General features: G+C 39.5%; 13 protein-coding genes. 9 read left to right on the forward strand and 4 right to left on the reverse strand.

Going from position 1 to position 18218, the window contains the following annotated elements; genetic code table 11:
- Positions 1-8: 8 nt before the first annotated feature.
- The 6 genes from F2B13_RS02120 to F2B13_RS02145 all read left to right on the forward strand — a co-directional run bounded on the left by F2B13_RS02120 (position 9) and on the right by F2B13_RS02145 (position 8820).
- Entirely contained in the window at positions 9-2450 is a 2442-nt protein-coding gene (locus F2B13_RS02120; RefSeq protein WP_149275589.1) for a YfhO family protein, read from the forward strand.
- 45 nt (positions 2451-2495) lie between these two features.
- Positions 2496-3770 carry a glycosyltransferase gene (locus F2B13_RS02125; protein WP_149302945.1) on the forward strand — a complete coding sequence of 425 codons (1275 nt, stop codon included), beginning with the start codon at positions 2496-2498 and terminating at the stop codon, positions 3768-3770.
- Positions 3770-5233, forward strand: a complete 1464-nt coding sequence (locus F2B13_RS02130) for a lipopolysaccharide biosynthesis protein (protein ID WP_149275591.1) — start codon at positions 3770-3772, stop codon at positions 5231-5233. Before F2B13_RS02125 ends, F2B13_RS02130 begins: the two co-directional genes overlap by 1 nt.
- Positions 5234-5299: 66 nt before the next feature.
- On the forward strand, positions 5300-6145 hold the full coding sequence (locus F2B13_RS02135; RefSeq protein WP_149275592.1) for a transthyretin-like family protein: 846 nt from the start codon (positions 5300-5302) through the stop codon (positions 6143-6145).
- A gap of 9 nt (positions 6146-6154) precedes the next feature.
- Positions 6155-6523, forward strand: a complete 369-nt coding sequence (locus tag F2B13_RS02140; protein WP_149275593.1) for a DUF7009 family protein — start codon at positions 6155-6157, stop codon at positions 6521-6523.
- Positions 6520-8820, forward strand: coding sequence for an FdhF/YdeP family oxidoreductase (locus F2B13_RS02145; RefSeq protein WP_149275594.1), 2301 nt, complete (start codon positions 6520-6522; stop codon positions 8818-8820). The genes F2B13_RS02140 and F2B13_RS02145 overlap by 4 nt, the downstream gene beginning before the upstream one ends.
- Before the next feature lie 90 nt (positions 8821-8910).
- Here the strand turns inward: F2B13_RS02145 and F2B13_RS02150 are convergent, their stop codons facing one another.
- Both F2B13_RS02150 and uvrA read right to left on the reverse strand, forming a co-directional pair.
- A complete protein-coding gene (locus F2B13_RS02150) occupies positions 8911-10131 on the reverse strand; it encodes a hypothetical protein (RefSeq protein WP_149302947.1) in 1221 nt (406 codons plus the stop codon).
- A 278-nt stretch (positions 10132-10409) separates the two neighbouring features.
- Complete coding sequence (gene uvrA, locus F2B13_RS02155; RefSeq protein WP_149302949.1) at positions 10410-13187, reverse strand: excinuclease ABC subunit UvrA; 2778 nt, start codon at positions 13185-13187, stop codon at positions 10410-10412.
- A 245-nt stretch (positions 13188-13432) separates the two neighbouring features.
- Here uvrA and F2B13_RS02160 point away from each other — a divergent pair, with 245 nt between their 5' ends.
- Positions 13433-14014 (forward strand): RNA polymerase sigma factor, encoded by a 582-nt coding sequence (locus F2B13_RS02160; protein ID WP_149275597.1) that lies wholly within the window; start codon positions 13433-13435, stop codon positions 14012-14014.
- Between the two features lie 629 nt (positions 14015-14643).
- Complete coding sequence (locus F2B13_RS02165) at positions 14644-15225, forward strand: RNA polymerase sigma factor (RefSeq protein ID WP_149275598.1); 582 nt, start codon at positions 14644-14646, stop codon at positions 15223-15225.
- 226 nt (positions 15226-15451) lie between these two features.
- Here the strand turns inward: F2B13_RS02165 and F2B13_RS02170 are convergent, their stop codons facing one another.
- Positions 15452-16114 carry an endonuclease III domain-containing protein gene (locus F2B13_RS02170; protein ID WP_149302952.1) on the reverse strand — a complete coding sequence of 221 codons (663 nt, stop codon included), beginning with the start codon at positions 16112-16114 and terminating at the stop codon, positions 15452-15454.
- A gap of 53 nt (positions 16115-16167) precedes the next feature.
- Here F2B13_RS02170 and bcp point away from each other — a divergent pair, with 53 nt between their 5' ends.
- On the forward strand, positions 16168-16626 hold the full coding sequence (gene bcp / locus F2B13_RS02175; RefSeq protein WP_149275600.1) for a thioredoxin-dependent thiol peroxidase: 459 nt from the start codon (positions 16168-16170) through the stop codon (positions 16624-16626).
- Between the two features lie 64 nt (positions 16627-16690).
- Here bcp and F2B13_RS02180 read toward each other — a convergent pair whose 3' ends face one another.
- Positions 16691-18151 (reverse strand): TonB-dependent receptor, encoded by a 1461-nt coding sequence (locus F2B13_RS02180; protein WP_149275601.1) that lies wholly within the window; start codon positions 18149-18151, stop codon positions 16691-16693.
- Positions 18152-18218 lie beyond the last annotated feature (67 nt).

An 18218-nucleotide genomic window follows, 5' to 3' on the forward strand; every position in this document is an offset into this window, starting at 1 on the left:
ACCCTGTTATGCGTAAAGGACTCAAGGCTTTCTTCGTCCATTTTTTTGTGACCGTTTTCTTTGTTCTTGCTTCATTGACCTATTTTTACCCGGTTCTTCAAGGGAAGGTCATCGAACAATCCGATATTATCCAATATACGGGTATGGCAAAGGAACAAAATGACTTCAGAAAGCGCACAGGTGACGAACCCTATTGGACCAATAGCGCTTTTGGAGGGATGCCGACCTATCAGTTAGGCGCATACTACCCACACGATTACGTGAAGAAATTAGATAGGATTATTCGTTTTTTACCGAGACCTGCCGATTATCTTTTTCTTTACTTTATAGGCTTTTATATCCTACTTAGTTGTTTGAAAGTTGATTTTAGATTGGCTGTATTGGGGGCGTTGGCCTTTGGGTTTTCTACCTATTTAATCGTTATTTTGGGGGTTGGACATAATGCGAAGGCCCATGCACTGGGTTACGTTCCGATATTACTCGGTGGTATTGTTTTAGTTTTTCGGGGTAAATATTTATGGGGCTTTGTAGTGACCGCACTTGCCATGGCCCTCGAAATCGGGGCCAACCATTATCAGATGACGTATTATTTCATGCTTTTAATACTTGTGCTGGGGGTGGCTTACTTGGTCGATGCTATCCTAAAGAGAAAACTTAAACACTTTTTTATTTCCATAGGTATACTTGTTGCGGCCGTCGTGTTGGGAATAGCGGCCAATGCTACTAGCCTTTTGGCGACTAAACAATATGCCGACTGGAGTACAAGAGGACCTTCGACTTTGACTTTAGATCCTGAAGGTAATCCAAAGGAAAATTTAGGGGGGCTTGACAAGGAATATATCACTCGTTGGAGTTACGGGGTAGTTGAGTCGCTTAACCTTTTTGTACCTCGTTTATTCGGCGGTTCGTCCCAAGAAAATTTGAGTAACAACTCTAAAACCTATGATTTTTTAATAGACCAAGGTATTTCTAGAAACCAGGCACTCGATTTTTCCAGTAATATGGCTCTTTATTGGGGAGACCAGCCTACTACATCAGGACCTGCATATATTGGTGCCGTCGTTTTTTTTCTCTTCATATTGGGTCTGTTTTTGGTCAAGGGAAAGCTAAAATGGTGGCTTTCTGGAGGATTTATAATGTCCTTACTTCTATCTTGGGGAAAGAATTTTTCGATTTTGACCGATTTGATGATAGACTATTTTCCGTTATACGATAAGTTTCGGGCCGTATCGTCCATTCAGGTGGTTCTTGAGTTGTGCGCTCCTACTTTGGCCATATTGGCCTTAGCCGTTCTTTTTGATAAATCGATAGCCAAATCAAAAAAAATCAAGGGACTCAAACTTTCCTTTTACTGGATTATGGGGTTGGGGCTAATCTTGTTCTTGGCTAAAGGTCTTTTTGATTTTTCAGGATATCATGACGCCATGCTTGACCGGTACTATGGTGATGAAATCGTATCGTTGATCAAATTGGACAGAAAGGCTCAGTATACTGCCGATTTAATACGTTCATTGCTCTACGTACTCTTGGCAGGCCTAGCACTATGGTTTTTTTTAAAAGAAAAGCTCAGACCAAATCTCCTTGTGTTTATTTTAGGAGTGCTAATAGTGTTTGATTTAGTAGGTGTCGACCGAAGATATGTTAATAAAGATGATTTCGTTGCAAAGAGGCGAATGGCCGAACCTTTTCAGGAAACTGCGGCCAATAGGGCTATTTTAAAAGATACATCGGTTTATAGGGTTTTCGATCAGACCCGTGGTTTTGAAGGAGCCCACACGTCGTACTTTCATCAGGCCATTTCGGGCTACCACGCCGCAAAGCCTTCTGCAATGCAAGATTTGTTCGATTATCATATCGCCAAAGGGCATATGGGTATTTTGAATATGTTGAACGTAAAATATGTAATTCAACAGGATGAAGAGGGTGCAAGCTATCCGCTGGTCAATTCAGATGCGAACGGCAATGCTTGGTTCGTAAGAAAGATTATAGAGGTAAAAGACTCGGATGCGGAGATTCAGGCTTTGGAAAATTTAGACACCAAGAACGAAGCGGTGCTTAATTCGGAAAAATTCGACGATTTTGATCAGAGAGATTTTCAAGTAGATTCAACGGCATCCATAGTCCTTACGGATTATGCGCCCAACCATTTGACTTATTCTTCAACGAACGACCATCTCGGGGTGGCAGTATTTTCAGAAATGTATTATCCCTACGGTTGGAATGCCTATATTGATGGTCAAAAACACAGCCATTTTAAGGTGAATTATGCGTTAAGAGCACTTGAAATTCCAGAAGGAAGCCATATTGTCGAATTCAAGTTCGAACCCGAAGTCGTAAAGACAGGCAGTAGAATAACCTTTGCCAGTTCCATTCTATTGGGGCTGATCGTGCTAGGAGGTGTGGGTTTTTCGCTATATCGAATGCGAAAAGAAGGTAAAGAAAACGAGTAAATATCTTAAAGGGCGACTATATGTCCCAACGCTTCATGTGAAACGATGAAAAAAGTGCTCATCATAACCTATTATTGGCCGCCTGCCGGAGGGCCTGGGGTGCAGCGCTGGTTAAAGTTCGTCAAGTACCTGCCAGATTTTAATGTAGAGCCAGTACTATATATTCCTGAAAATCCGCATTACCCTATTGAAGATCCATCTCTGATCAAGGAAATTCCTAAAGAAATTACAACCTATCAACACCCCATTTTTGAACCCTATTCACTGGCCAAATTCCTATCCGCCAAAAAGACGAAGCGTATCAGTTCAGGTATCATCCAAGAAAAAGACCAATCCCTACTAGAAAGGTCAATGCTATGGGTAAGAGGAAATTTTTTCATACCAGATGCCCGAAAATTTTGGATCAAACCATCGGTTCGGTTTTTACTAGACGTTCTTGAGAAAGAAAAAGCAGATACGATCATAACTACTGGTCCTCCCCATAGTGTGCATTTGATAGGACTCGCTTTGAAAAAGCAGCTTCCCAAACTTCGTTGGATCGCCGATTTTAGGGACCCATGGACCTCAATAGGGTATCACAAAAAACTTAAACTCACGAATTCATCACAAAGGAAACATAAAAAGCTGGAGCACGAAGTTTTAAGTAATGCTGATTCCATTATTACGACCAGTGCTACAACAAGGCATGAGTTTGAAAATTTGACGAAACGTCCTATTAAGGTCATTACTAATGGATTCGATAGTCGTTATGAAGGGTCAATCGATCTCGACAAAAGTTTTACGATTTCTCATATCGGATCCATGCTTGCTGGAAGAAACCCCAAAAACCTATGGAAGGTTTTATCAGAGTTAACTACCGAAAACTCGGTTTTTCGAGCTGATTTACAACTTGAGTTTATGGGAGTGGTCAGTCAAGATGTGATGGATACTCTTTATCGCTATGAACTGGGGCCCTATATCAAAATGAAAGGTTATGGCTCGCACGCAGAGGCAGTCAGAAAACAACGGCAATCTCAGCTTTTGTTGCTTGTCGAGATAAATTCAAGAGAGACCGAAGGGATAATTCCCGGGAAGCTTTTCGAGTATATGGCCGCCAAAAGACCTATCTTGGCCTTAGGACCTAAGAACTGGGAAGCAGGTGAGATGGTTCTCAACACCAATTCTGGTAAGGTATTTAATTATGAATCCCATGGTGATTTAAAGGATACTATACTTCAATGGTACGGGGCCTTTAAGAAGGGAAAATTGACTGCCAATTCGGAAAACATAACGATGTATAGTCGAAAGTCCCTTACCGAAGAACTTGTCAAACTACTTTAATGGGTATTGTATTTAAACAATCGCTTAACAATGCCATAATCACTTATCTGGGGTTCGGCCTAGGAGCATTGAATACGTTGGTCCTATATCTTAATTTTATGGATCCGAAGTATTTTGGATTGATTCAGGTGGTTCTCTCGACCTCTTATGTGTTAATGCCAATTCTCGCTTTCGGGGTTCCAAATAGTTTGGTAAAGTACTATAGCAGCTTTACGGATAAGAGAACCATTGATGGTTTTTTGACGTTAATGCTGCTCTTGCCTTTGATTGCCATGCTTCCCATAGGAATAATCACGCTGTTGTTAAATAGTACTATCGGCGCCTTTTTGGCAAGAGAAAACCCAATAGTGCAGGATTATGTCTGGCACATTTACCTCATAGGAATAGCCATGGCCTATTTTGAGGTTTTCTATGGTTGGGCCCGCGTGCAATTAAAGTCCGTTTTCGGAAATTTCATGAAAGAAATTTTTACAAGGGTGGGTCAAACTATGCTCTTGTTGCTACTCTATTTTGACCATATCACCGTTGAAGAATTTATATGGGTTTTGGTGGCCATCTACCTTTTTCGTACCCTGATAATGAAATTATATGCGTATCGTTTACGTGCGCCACGACTTAATTTTAGTTTCCCGGGCAATAGTCGGGAGATTATCCTGTATAGTACCCTAATAATTTTAGGGGGTTCTACGGCTATTGTTCTACTGGAGGTAGATAAGGTCATGATCAATCAATTTATTCAAATCGAGAACGTAGCCTATTTTAGTGTAGCGGGCTTTATCGCTATGGTCATTGCCGTACCATCAAGGTCGATGCACCAAATAACCTATCCTTTAACGGCTAAAATGTTAAATGAGAATGACCAAAAGGGCCTGAAAAGATTATATCAAAGAACCTCTGTGACCCTATTCGTCGTTGCCGGGTTATTGTTCATTCTTATATTGTCAAATCTCGATGACCTTTATCGATTATTGCCCGAACCTTATGGCAAAGGCTATTTTATATTCATTTGGCTTGGGCTGGCCAAATTGTTTGACGCAGTCATGGGGAATAATAATGCGATTCTTTATAATTCAGATTATTATCGTTCTGTTTTGGTGATGGGTGTTTTTCTGGCACTTTTTACCGTATTGTTCAACTTGTGGTTGATACCGACTTTCGGTTTAAATGGGGCAGCGATAGCCAGTTTCTCGGCTTTTTTTCTGTATAATTGTACCAAACTTATTTTTGTTAAATGGAGATTCGGCATTCTTCCTTTTACTTGGGATACCGCTAAAATAATGGCACTTTTGATGGGCGTGGGTTACGTGTTTTATATTATACAATTTTCGTCCCATCCGTTTTTGAACATTGTTTTGAAAGGTTTCATTATGGTCTTGATATATGTATGGATTGTCTATCGTTATAAAATATCTGATGATATATACGATGTTTTGAATAAATTTTTTAAGAAGCTTAAACTTTAAAAATCATACTTTTCTTAATAGATAACGAAAGTTATTTTATATATTTTTAGTCAGATAAAAGAGACGATGAAGTATATTGTCGAAGGCCATTTTAGTGCCGCCCTATGTAGAGACTTTTCCGAACCGATTGGTAAGGCCGAACTAAAAATCTACGATTTAGGTGAATCAGTAGACGAGCGATTACATTTATTGAACCTTGATAGATGTCAAGAGCCGCTCGAGAAGAAGGCAATCTTGAGAAAAGAAGAATTTTTGGTCGGTAACGGAACTACCGATACACAGGGAAAATATAGGATTGAACTTCATTATACCTATCAGGGGGGAGCCTTGGCAATAGATCTTTGTATAAGTAATATTCCTGGTCAAAAAAATACGCCTCAAAAATCAGTTCAATTTGTTGTCCAAAAGATGACACCGATATGGAGAAAGAAAGAAGAAGGTTCCTATTATATTTGGAATTATCGTTTGCCCTTTGATTTTTGGTCTCAATTGCGGATATCTTTTGATGCTTGGATGATATGCGGATATTTGAAGTCTAAAGATGATAGAAAATTACCACTGAAAGGAGTAAAGGTGTTGGCCTTTGATGCAGATTGGATTAAAGATGATTTTCTTGGCGAGGCCCTAACGGATGAAACCGGAGCTTTTAGAATCGACTACAATGGCAAGGATTTTAAGAGAACTTTTCTATCTCCATTAATCAATGTCGAGACGCCGTTCAGGGTCATTCCGGGCCCAGGGGTTTATTTTAAAGCGCAAAATTCCCAGGGTGCGTATATCCTTGAGGAGAGCCGCTCGTTGGGAAATCAAGATGGAAGGAAAAATATACCTCATTGTTTTTATGTCGATCTTTACATTAATTCAGAAAAGGCGGAGAGTCTTGGGGCCAAAAAATCACTTGGTGAAAATTAAGAGTACAACATGAAAATTAGAATTAAGGGCAATGCTATTCGAATTCGCATCACAAAATCAGAGGTGGCCGATTTTTGCAAGAACGGATACCTTGAAGAAAAGACTTTCTTCAATACCGGGGTATTCAAATATGCAATAAGACAAGAGCGAAATGCATCGTGCTTTGAGGCCATATTTGAAGACAACACCATTAGTTTCATCTTGCCAAAAGAAATGGTCGAAAGCTGGGAAGTCAATGAGGTGGTGGGTTTTGAGAATATCGTGGTCTTATCGGATGGGAAAGAACTTTCTCTGCTTTTGGAAAAGGACTTTACGTGTCTGGAACCTCGCAAAGAAGATCAAACCGACAATTATCCGAATCCAAAATTTGCAGAATGAAAAAGGATTTTCAAAGAGAGGTCTCTATACATGGAACACAGGAACTTTTAGATATTAGATTAAAAGATCCGGTTAGGCATGCGGCCGGAAAGCTAGGTGTGAAAGAGGCTTTACGACACAGCTTCAAGGAAATGGGGGTAGTACGATCGATGCGTGCATTGTTGGAAATGAACCAAGAAGACGGCTTTGATTGCCCCAGTTGTGCGTGGCCGAATCCAGAAAATCCATCTGTCATTGCCGAATACTGTGAAAATGGGGCTAAAGCTCTAGCTGATGAGGCAACCACTCAATTTATAGACCGCAAGTTTTTTAAAAACTACTCCGTAGAAGAACTTTCAAGATTGTCAGATTATCAGCTCAACAATTTTGGTAGATTGACCGAGCCTTTGGTGCTACGTGCAGGTAAGGTCCATTACGAACCTATTTCATGGGAGGAAGCATATGAACTGATCAGTCAACAGCTAAAGGCACTGAATGCGCCCGATGAAGCGATATTTTATACTTCTGGACGGTCAAGTAATGAGGCCGCCTATCTCTATGGAATGTTTGCGAGGGCGTTCGGAACCAATAATATGCCCGATTGTTCAAACATGTGTCATGAATCGAGCGGGGTAGCACTTTCCGAAACTTTGGGTATTGGAAAGGGTTCCGTGAAGCTAGAAGATTTATATGAGGCTGAAATCGTAATCGTAGCTGGGCAGAATCCAGGTACAAACCATCCCAGAATGTTGAGTGCCCTGGAAAAGTGTAAGGAAAATGGGGGAAAGGTGATCAGTATCAATCCACTTGAAGAATCCGGAATGGTCAATTTTAAGAATCCCCAAAAGATTAAGGGGCTGCTTGGATTTGGGGAAGGTATGGCCGATTTGCATCTTCCAGTGAAGATCAATCAAGATATTCCATTGGTCAAATTATTACTGAAAAGGCTTGCGGCCATTGACGCTATCCAGGGAGACATATTCGACCATGAGTTTATGAATAATTATGTAGAAGGCTATGAAGAACTTTTGTCCGACCTTGACCGGTATGACGAAAATGAGCTGTTAGATCAATGTGGCGTTGATAAAAACAAAATCGAGGAGGCGGTATCGTTGTTAGCCTCTCGCACCAAAATTGTGGTTTGTTGGGCAATGGGTTTGACGCAACATAAAAATGGCGTAGCGAACATACGCGAATATGTGAATTTATTATTATTGAAGGGCGCCATTGGCAAACCAAATTGCGGCACCTGTCCGGTTAGGGGACACAGCAATGTACAGGGAGATCGAAGTGTTGGAATCATGCATTATGTGGACCAAGATTTGAACCAACGGATACGGGAACATTTAGGTTTTGAACCACCTAAAGAACCTGGAGTTGACACGGTAGGGGCAATCAAAGCGATGTATGATGGAAAAAGTCGGGTGTTTATATGTTTAGGAGGAAATTTTCTGATGGCCGCCTCCGATACAGAATATACCGCAAAAGCCTTACAGCGCTGTGAACTCACGGTACAGATCAGTACAAAACTCAACCGTTCACATTTGATAACTGGACAAACTGCCCTTATTCTTCCCACTTTCGGGCGTTCTGAAAAGGATATGAAAAATGGTAATTTGCGATATCTCACCATGGAAGATAGTATGGGAAGGGTACGCCAATCTCGTGGTCTTTTACAACCTGTCTCAGAAGCAATTAAAAGTGAACCCGAACTTATTGCCCAATTGGCGGATACTTTTTTCCAAGGGCAGCATTCGGTCAATTGGAAAGCCATGTCGATAGACTACGACCTTATCCGACAGAGTATCGATACGGTTATAAAAGGTTTTGAGAACACCTCGAAGCGCTCAAAGGGAATAGGGTATTATCTGCCCAACAATGCACGAGTTCTCGATTTCAGTATGCTTCCGAATGGTAAGGCACGCCTTACTCTCAATCCCTTACCTGAGCATCCTTTAAAGAAAAATGAATTTCTGCTAATGACCATTCGCTCTCACGACCAATTCAATACTACCATTTATGGACTAGATGATCGTTATCGTGGAGTATATAATGAGCGACGTGTACTTTTTATAAACCCTAAAGACATGGCTGATCAAGGGTATACAAAGTTAGAAAAGGTCGATATAGATAGCTGTTATGATAACACGCTTAGAACGGCACGTAATTTTTTGATAGTTCCTTACAATATACCCACGGGCAATTTAGCCGCTTATTTTCCGGAAACCAATGTTTTGGTCCCATACAATCATTATGCCGACAAGAGCAAAACGCCAATTAGCAAGTCGATACGGGTTACCCTTCGAAAAGCTCAATAATCAGATTTGGTACATAGGGAACAAAAAACCCCCGCAGCGGATTTATCGGCTGCGGGGGTAAACAACTAACCAACCTAAAAACTATCTTTATTAGTATGACCTAGAACTTCGCGTTGATGACGTTCTGGCCCTATTATTGCTACTTCTCGATGGCACTTTGGCGACATTTCTTCTTGCTGAAGAACTTCGGGTAGAAACAGAACTTCTACTTCTTGTAGGTGCCTGCTTCATTGTTCTTCTCGCCGTAGAAGTACTTCTTGTAGCCACCTTATTTGGCCTTTGGGGTGCCTTATAGGTCTTTGTACTGCGAGTTACCGTTTTGCTCCTTGGGGTTTGCCTTACCGTTCGCTTGGTTACCGTATTCCGTTTTGGGTTTCTAACGGTTGTTGACCTTTTGACGACCGTGTTCGAAGACTTGGTATTGCCTCTTCGATAGGTATTGCCCTTACCGGGATTCGACCTGTTGACCGTCGATCTTGTTGTAGCATTTCTATTAACCCCATTAGATCGAACTGCATTCCCTTGTCGGTTCAAGCTCCGGTTGTCCCTTTTATTGATGGTCCCATTTGATCTAGAGATACCGTTATTTCGTTGTGCTACATTTCTATTGCTTCTTGATGCATTCTCTCTCAGTGCAACACGCTTGTCGTTTCTATATACTTGAGAACGCTCTCGACGTACCTGATTATACCTATGTGTCTTGCCTATTTTTGCATAGGCCCGTCGGTGATTATGTAGATAGGGTCTATAATAGGTGTAACGTATGGGTCTATAATACCTTCTATAAGGCCTGTTGAACACTAGGCTAAAACCTATAGCTGGCCTAATGAAAAACCTATGAAATGGTCTAAATATATAATGTCTATTATACATATTGATATAGCCGGTATGATAATCATAAAATCCACGGGTATTATAATACACCTGCATTCCACCTATTCTTCTTACCCTTCCGCTGTTATAGCTTAAATCGACATTGCCTATTTGGGTAACCCTACCATAATAATCATAGTAGATCGGAATATTCTCTATTTGGATAACGGCTCCGTAATCATCGTACTGTACGTATGGGTTATAATCGAAACCTGAATTAAATGTTATTCCATTTCTTCGTCCTACCACTCGGTCATCAATATAAAAATCGAATTCACCATCGGGATATACCGAAAACGTAATGCCATTTTCCACAAAGATGAAAGAGTCGTTGTACCTATAAGCATTGCGTTCTGCAACCTTATTTTCCGTACCGTTGGCCAAGGTACTCGCTGTACCAAGTACTAGGGCCGATAAAAAGAGTACTAAGTTTTTCATGATATAAGGTTTTTAATTCTCAATGCAACTATTTGCATTCGATTTGTATATACCAAACAGCATGCCAAAATTTATAAAATATTGATTATGAGTTAATTATGATTTTTAAAATAATTGTAAAGAACCACTTTCAATACTTATGTCGCTATGTAAACAACTTAAATACAGGAAAGAATCGAACATATAAAGTGAGGTGAAATACTTACCAGCTCGAAAGATTACGGCCTATTTGACAGAAAAATTCAGGGCTCATGGTATAGACCTGGCCTTTTGAAGGACTATAATTTTTCTTTCAAGTAATTCGCGGTAAACGACGAATCGCTTTTTACGAGCTCTTCCGGGGTTCCCGTTGCTACTAAGTTACCCCCGTTTTCTCCTCCTTCCGGACCTAGATCAATAATATGGTCTGCACATTTGATCAGCTCTATATTGTGTTCGATTACGATGACCGAATGACCACGGGCAATTAAGGCATCGAACGATTTTAAAAGTTTTTTTATGTCATGAAAGTGGAGTCCTGTAGTGGGCTCATCGAAAATAAAAAGAGCCTTATCTTTTGTAGTTCCTTTCACAAGAAAAGAGGCCAGTTTTATACGCTGCGCCTCTCCACCCGATAGGGTAGAGGAAGATTGCCCGAGAGTTACATAGCCTAAGCCGACGTCTTGTAATGGCTTCAACTTGTTCACAATTTTTGTCTGTTGATAGTTCTCGAAGAAAGCAATGGCATCGTCGATGGTCATACATAGAATATCATCTATATTTACATCATTGAATTTAACCTCAAGCACTTCTTTCTTAAATCGTTTGCCACCGCAGGTCTCACACTCTAAATGAACATCGGCCATAAATTGCATTTCCACCGTAATTTCTCCTTCACCTTTACATTTTTCACAACGTCCGCCGTCAACATTAAAAGAAAAATGTTTCGCCTGATACCCTCTGATTTTACTTAGTTTTTGTGACGCAAAAAGGTTGCGTATATCGTCATAGGCCTTTATATAGGTCACAGGGTTGGAACGTGATGACCGCCCTATTGGGTTTTGATCAACAAATTCTACATGTTTTAGACTTTTATAGCTGCCTTCGACCCCCGAAAATTGCCCAGCTTTTTCGCCGTAACCTCCAACCTCTTTCAAAATAATGGGATAAAGTAGTTTTTTGACCAACGTACTCTTGCCGCTTCCTGAAACACCGGTAATTACCGTAAGCATGTTTAAGGGAAAGGTTACATCAATGTTCTTCAGATTATTCTCCCGCGCCCCTATTAGTTTAACGAAGTTCTTTGATGTACGTCGCTGCTTGGGAACTTCTATTTCTCTTGAACCGTTGAGATAAGCTGCAGTCAGCGAATTTGATTTCAGTATTTCGTTGAGAGGGCCGTAAGCTACAACCTCACCACCATGCGTACCGGCTTCAGGTCCAATATCAATAACCTCGTCGGCCGCCTTCATAATATCTTCATCGTGCTCTACTACAATTACAGTATTTCCCAAATCACGCAATGATTTCAAGACTTCAATAAGGTTTTCTGTATCTTTTGGATGTAAACCTATACTTGGTTCATCTAAGATATACATACTTCCTACCAAGCTACTACCTAGCGAAGTTGCCAGATTGATTCGTTGGCTTTCGCCTCCGGATAGGGTATTTGATTTTCTGTTGAGGGTAAGATAATTTAAACCAACTTTGCTTATAAAGTCCAAGCGGGTGTTTATTTCCTTTAATAGACGCGATGCTATTTGCCCATCATACTTGTTAAGCGAAAGTTCGATGAAAAAGGCCCTGAGCTTTTCAATAGGAAGCTCTACCAAATCTGAAATATTGCTTCCACCGATTTTGACGTAATCGGTTTCTTTTCGAAGCCTTTTTCCTTTACAGAGGTTACACCTGGTTTTTCCACGATACCGTGATAACATTACCCGATTTTGAATTTTATAGCTTTTGTCCTCCAACATGGAAAAGAAGTCGTTCAGGCCAGTAAAATGTTCATTTCCATCCCATACCAACTGTTTTTGGTCATTAGAGAGTTGAAACCAAGGTTTATGTATCGGAAAATCAAATTTGTAAGCCGAATTGACCAGTTGATCCCGATACCAACCCATGCTCTCACCCCGCCAGGGGAAGACGGCATTTTCATATACGGAAAGTGCCGTGTTCGGCACAACCAAATCCTCGTCTATCCCAATGACATCGCCATATCCTTCACATTTCGGACAAGCACCGTACGGATTATTAAAACTGAACAAATGTACATTAGGTTCTAAAAATGACATGCCGTCAAGCTCGAACTTATTACTAAAAGTGTGTTTTACTGCGGTATCAAGCTCTTCAATAATACATTCTCCTTTTCCTTCGAAAAAAGCCGTGTCGATGGCGTTTGCCAATCGATTATAAAAATCTTCATCGTTTTTAACGATCACACGATCGACGACCAAGTGGAACTCACGTCCGATATCTTTAGGTACAGAATCGATCCGTAAGACTTCATCATGGTATTTGATTCGGGCATAACCTTGTTTGGACAAGAGTTGAAGGGCCTTACCCGTTTCGCGGTTTTCATCGATTTTGAAAGGGGCCAGAAGTAACAATTTTGTACCCTCCTTATATTTTTTTACCTGTCCAATGACATCACTAACCGTATTCTTCTTGACTTCGTCACCTGAAATTGGTGATATGGTTTTCCCGATTCGTGCATACAGTAACTTTAGGTAATCATAAATTTCAGTGGTCGTACCTACTGTAGATCTAGGGTTACTTGAGTTCACCTTTTGTTCAATGGCGATGGCTGGTGCAATACCTTTTATATAGTCGACCTTTGGCTTGTCAAGTTTACCCAAGAATTGTCGTGCATAAGAAGAAAGACTCTCAACATAACGTCGTTGGCCCTCCGCATATAACGTATCAAAGGCTAAACTTGACTTTCCCGAACCGGATAGCCCTGTAATAACAACGAGCTTATTTCTGGGTATTACGACGTTTATGTCTTTAAGATTGTGTAGTTTTGCCCCTTTGATAATGATATTTTTTTTGGGGTCGACTTCTTCTATTTTGAACATACCTAAGATTAGGGTGCAAAGATACAATAAGCCCTTTTCAATTACTACAATCGTCTGACCGATATTAAAAATCTCTCCATCGAAACAGATTTTTTTTCAGGTCATTTTATTTTTTCTATATTTGAACCTAACAAAACGTTAATACGCCTATAGCAAGAAAATTACTTTTTTAAAAACTAAGACATTCACTACTGAGCCCTTTTCATAGGATAAGGCCATTGGTTTTAATTAAAAAAGTAATTGTTATGGAAGTACAACTGCAAGATTCCCTTCTTATAAAAAGATATTGTGCTGGCGATGAAAAAGCGCTAGAGGCCTTAATCGAAAAGCATAATCAGCGATTAAGCAGCTTTATTTATTCCAAGGTCAATAATCGAGATATTACTGAAGATATTTTTCAAGACACCTTTATTAAGGTCATAAAGACGCTCAGAAAGGGAGCCTATAACGAAGAAGGTAAGTTCTTACCATGGATAATGCGTATCGCTCACAACCTTATTATTGATTATTTTAGAAAGAGTAGCAGGATGCCTATGTACGAGGGTAGCGACAGCTTTGATATATTTTCTCTGATCAGTGACGAAAAACTTAATGCCGAACGACAGATTATCAAAGATCAGATAGAATCTGATCTGGTCGTTCTTATTCAAGAATTACCCGAAGATCAACGTGAAGTTTTGATCATGCGCATATATAAGGATATGAGTTTCAAGGAAATTTCGGAAAATACAGGTGTAAGTATCAATACGGCGCTAGGAAGAATGCGTTATGCACTATTAAATCTCAGGAAGATAATTGAAAAGAATAATATTGTTTTAACGAATTAATAGGCTATAGGTCGATTGACTTAATTATCTTAGAAGTATTGTCGTTATTATAGAGAAACAATACTGAAAAGATATGGAAGAAATTTACTTCAGAAACCAACAAAATTGCGAGATAGTACAGGCTAAACCAGAAACCGTAAGCTTTTTGTTGAATTATTCAAAGTCATTGAAAATAACACAAGCCAAGGGAATACAGTTTGAATCAAACTTGAATTAAGTAGCATTAAAGTCGAATAACACGGATTTATTGAAAGGCCCCTACAAAGAATGTAGGGGCTTTTTTTATGGTATTCGTTTACGATACGCCAACGCTCGTTAACCCCAAATGAATCGCCAAGAGCTGAATTAAACTCTAATACAATATAATTGGGAATCTCACAGTCCCCATATTTCATGGCGCAACGCACTTCACTACGTTTTATTTTGCTGAAAAATAAAAAAATAGCTTTTCACATCAATTTATAGTGGTTTGACAACAATGTTTTTTGCTTTAGGTGCCTTATATCTAGTTTTAGGTCATAATTAATAATGGATGTCGCAAGGGATACCATTAAAACTCAAAAATAATAACTAATAACCTTTAAGAGCTTTCTTTCTAAGAATCGCAAATCTTACAAAAACTTTCAACAATGGACCTACAAATCGAAGATTCAGTACTAGTACGAGATTACATCGCCGGAGACGAAAAATCTTTAGAGATTTTAATCAATCGCCATAACCAAAGAATTACGAGCTTTATTTATTCCAAAGTATTGGATAGAGACATTACCGAAGATATTTTTCAAGATACGTTTATTAAAGTTATTCGTACACTAAAGAAAGGGTCTTACAGCGAAGAAGGTAAATTTTTACCCTGGGTTATGCGCATTGCCCATAATTTGATTATCGATCACTTTAGAAAGAACAAAAGAATGCCAATGTTCGAGGGAAGCGACGATTTCAACATCTTTTCGGTTATTGGTGATGATAAATTGAACGCGGAAAAGCAACTTATCAAAGATCAGGTCAATTCTGATCTAAGAAATTTGGTTGAGGAGTTGCCCGATGATCAGAAAGAGGTATTGATTATGCGTATTTATAAGGACATGAGTTTTAAGGAAATCTCAGAAAATACAGGTGTAAGTATTAACACTGCTCTAGGAAGAATGCGATACGCGCTTATCAACCTTCGAAAAATAATAGATAAACACAATATCGTGTTGACTAACTAAATAGAGTACCTTAATAAAAAATAACAATATTTCTATAGTAGTTGCGTTATCTTTGTATAACTATAACTACTGATATGGAAAAAATTTACTCTGAAAACCTTGAGAAAGGGAAAATCTTAAAAGCTAGACCTGAGACAATTCAGTTTTTACTAAATTTCTCAAAATCATTTCATCTAGTGGAATATCAAGACCTTCGATTTGAAAATAGTCTGAATTAAAAAAACCCTTACCGGGTTTTTTTTGTTTTCAAGTAGTCATTCAAGACTTTTTTTCTCCCGATGGTGTTGGTAATAACGTCCTTTTCTAGGTTCCAGCCTCTCGCCGGTGAATATTGACGACCGTACCATATGATCTGAAGATGAAGTTCGTTCCACAGTTCTTCAGGAAATAGACGTTTGGCATCTTTCTCGGTTTGCACGACATTTTTTCCATTGGATAGCCCCCAACGGTACATAAGCCTATGTATATGCGTATCTACAGGAAATGCAGGAATACCAAAAGCCTGTGATACTACTACACTTGCCGTTTTATGCCCTACCGCTGGCAGCTCTTCCAAAAGTTCTATGTCTTGCGGCACTTTCCCTTCATATTTGTCTATAAGAATTTTCGAAAGCCCGAATATGCCTTTCGCTTTCATTGGGGAAAGACCTACGGGTTTTATGATTTCCCGTATTTCGTCGACCGATAATTTAACCATGTCGTAGGGGTTGTTGGCTTTGGCAAATAAAATCGGCGTTATTTTATTGACCCTGACGTCGGTACTTTGCGCCGACATTAATACAGCTATCAATAACGTATACGGATCTTGATGATCCAGCGGTACAGGAATTTGCGGGTATAAATCTTGAAGCGTTCTTATTACAAAATCTACCTTTTCGGTTTTCGTCATTTTTTAATTAGTTTCGGGACGTGTTACAAATACGAATTTAACTAAAATTAAATATGAATACATTGAAAGTAGGCGACAAGGTTCCTGGATTCGCGGCCAAGGACCAAGATGGAAACACTGTAAACCTATCGGATTACCACGGAAAAAAATTAATTGTCTTTTTCTATCCAAAGGCGAGCACCCCGGGCTGTACGGCGGAGGCATGTAATCTCAGGGATAATTATAAGGAATTAAAAGATCAGGGTTATGAGTTGCTCGGAGTAAGTGCCGATTCTCAAAAAAGGCAGTCCAATTTCAAAGAGAAATATAATTTTCCATTTCCTTTATTGGCCGATGAAGATCGTACGGTCATCGAAACTTTCGGCGTTTGGGGACCAAAGAAATTTATGGGGCGTGAATACGATGGAATTCACCGAAAAACATTCGTTATTAACGAAAACGGTATTGTGGATAGGGTAATCGATAAGGTTAAAACCAAAGATCACGCAGCCCAATTGTTGGCAGAATCCTAAAATAGGTTGAAAAAACAAAAATCCCGATAATGCATCGGGATTTTATTTATACAAAGGGACATATTTATACTTTTTCCTCTTCTGACTTTATCAATTTTCGGGTAAAAAGGTTTTTGTTCTTTATAATTTCCGCAATGCCTTTTGGAAGCATCTCTTCCCAGCCTTCTTCATTGTTAATTATTTTCTTTAGAACGTCACGCGAGAAAATATGCATAATTTCCGGATCGTAATCTATGATATCCATTACTTTTCCGTTGTATTTAAAGAACTTATAGAGTTCTTTCATTCTTGGGTGCACCTTCATATTATTACTGGTCATTATCTGCCCCGTCTCAGGATTTTTCATAGGATAAAGGTAGACTTGCAGTTCTTTGAAAAATAGTTTTCCGAAAGCTTCAAGAATTCCGCCGCTAAGGTGACGATAATATTTTTCATCGAAAATATCAACAAGGTTGTTCACGCCCATGGTGAGGCCGATCTTGGCCTTGGTGTAATTATTAAAGTACTCCACCAGTTTATAGTATTCCTGAAATTTAGATATCATCACAATATGGCCAAGGGAACATAGCAGTTCGGCACGATCCATAAAATCACGTTCGTCAATTTCTCCGGAAGCCTTTAAATTCGAAAGGGTGATTTCAAAAATAACAATCGTATTGTCTTGGTCAACGGCCGGGTCCCTTATGAAAATATCATACGATTTATGGAACATATCTAAATTAACCTTCGTAACCGGTCTAAAACTTCCGCGCAACGCTAATATATTTTTTTTGTACAATACGGCTGCGGGAAGAAGGTTGTTTCCATCCGGACCGAACATGACGGCATCGGTCATGTCGTTACGAATCAGCTGAAGGCTCATCAATCGATTATCTACATCTTTGAAATTAGGCCCCGCAAAGTTTACCATATCGATTTCTACCGTATCCTTATCGATATGATCGTACAGATACTTCAACATCTTCCTGGGCTTATGATACTTGTAAAAAGCACCGTAAATCAAGTTTACGCCCAGAATCCCCAAGGTTTCTTGTTGCAACCTTGCTTCGTTCTGTTTAAAACGAATATGAAGAATAATTTCATCGAATTCTTTCTGCTTCGGGTCTAGCTGAAAGCGTATACCAATCCATCCATGGCCTTTGTATCGTTTCGAAAAATCTATGGTAGCAACCGTATTGGCGTACGAAAAGAACAATCGGTCAGGGTGCCTATCTCGACTTATACGCTCTTCCATCAAGCGCATTTCGTGCGATAACATTTTTTTCAGACGCGATTGTGTAACGTACCTCCCGTCTTGCTCTATGCCATAGATCGCATCGCTGAAATCTTTGTCATAGGCACTCATTGCTTTGGCAATTGTACCCGATGCACCTCCAGATCTAAAAAAGTGTCTTGCAGTTTCCTGACCGGCCCCGATTTCTGAGAAGGTGCCATAAATGTCAGGGTTTAAATTGATTCTTAATGTCTTGGCCTTTATCGAGGGTATATTTTCAAAAGCCGTATCCCTTTTTAACACTGAAGCCATTTCATAGATTTTGGTCAAACAAAGTTAACAAGTTACTGTTATCTATTAAATAATTTAGTTATAAATT

Source organism: Pareuzebyella sediminis, assembly GCF_008367235.1.
GTDB lineage: Bacteria > Bacteroidota > Bacteroidia > Flavobacteriales > Flavobacteriaceae > Pareuzebyella > Pareuzebyella sediminis.

What these genes read in the sequence shown, in the direction of transcription:
- F2B13_RS02120 (WP_149275589.1), top strand. Translation starts at nt 9, where the DNA reads ATGCGTAAAGGACTCAAGGCTTTCTTCGTCCATTTTTTTGTGACCGTT.
- F2B13_RS02125 (WP_149302945.1), top strand. Translation starts at nt 2,496, where the DNA reads ATGAAAAAAGTGCTCATCATAACCTATTATTGGCCGCCTGCCGGAGGG.
- F2B13_RS02130 (WP_149275591.1), top strand. Translation starts at nt 3,770, where the DNA reads ATGGGTATTGTATTTAAACAATCGCTTAACAATGCCATAATCACTTAT.
- F2B13_RS02135 (WP_149275592.1), top strand. Translation starts at nt 5,300, where the DNA reads ATGAAGTATATTGTCGAAGGCCATTTTAGTGCCGCCCTATGTAGAGAC.
- F2B13_RS02140 (WP_149275593.1), top strand. Translation starts at nt 6,155, where the DNA reads ATGAAAATTAGAATTAAGGGCAATGCTATTCGAATTCGCATCACAAAA.
- F2B13_RS02145 (WP_149275594.1), top strand. Translation starts at nt 6,520, where the DNA reads ATGAAAAAGGATTTTCAAAGAGAGGTCTCTATACATGGAACACAGGAA.
- F2B13_RS02150 (WP_149302947.1), bottom strand. Translation starts at nt 10,131, where the DNA reads ATGAAAAACTTAGTACTCTTTTTATCGGCCCTAGTACTTGGTACAGCG.
- uvrA (WP_149302949.1), bottom strand. Translation starts at nt 13,187, where the DNA reads ATGTTCAAAATAGAAGAAGTCGACCCCAAAAAAAATATCATTATCAAA.
- F2B13_RS02160 (WP_149275597.1), top strand. Translation starts at nt 13,433, where the DNA reads ATGGAAGTACAACTGCAAGATTCCCTTCTTATAAAAAGATATTGTGCT.
- F2B13_RS02165 (WP_149275598.1), top strand. Translation starts at nt 14,644, where the DNA reads ATGGACCTACAAATCGAAGATTCAGTACTAGTACGAGATTACATCGCC.
- F2B13_RS02170 (WP_149302952.1), bottom strand. Translation starts at nt 16,114, where the DNA reads ATGACGAAAACCGAAAAGGTAGATTTTGTAATAAGAACGCTTCAAGAT.
- bcp (WP_149275600.1), top strand. Translation starts at nt 16,168, where the DNA reads ATGAATACATTGAAAGTAGGCGACAAGGTTCCTGGATTCGCGGCCAAG.
- F2B13_RS02180 (WP_149275601.1), bottom strand. Translation starts at nt 18,151, where the DNA reads ATGGCTTCAGTGTTAAAAAGGGATACGGCTTTTGAAAATATACCCTCG.